Source organism: Methylobacterium frigidaeris, assembly GCF_022179185.1.
In the GTDB taxonomy this organism is placed as follows: Bacteria; Pseudomonadota; Alphaproteobacteria; order Rhizobiales; family Beijerinckiaceae; genus Methylobacterium; species Methylobacterium frigidaeris.
The window spans coordinates 1-227 of record NZ_BPQJ01000401.1; the positions used below are offsets into that span (position 1 = coordinate 1).

The following is a 227-nucleotide window of genomic DNA, read 5'->3' on the forward strand; positions in this document are numbered from 1 at the left end:
CGGAGAACGGTGCAACGGTGGATGAGGTCTGCCGGAAGATGGGCGTGTCCGAGCCGACCTTTTACCGGTGGAAGAAGCAGTTCGTCGGCATGGGCGTGCCGGAGATCCGACGTCTAAAGCAATTAGAAGACGAGAACAGTAAGCTCAAACGGTTGGTCGCCGACCTCACGCTGGATCGTTCCATGCTGCAGGACGTGCTCAAGTGAAAGTGGTGAGGCCCGCCGTTC

1 pseudogene is annotated in these 227 nt (G+C 58.6%); it reads left to right on the top strand.

Going from position 1 to position 227, the window contains the following annotated elements:
- A pseudogene (locus tag MFF64_RS37490) lies at nucleotides 1–227 on the top strand (transposase); the annotation flags it as partial.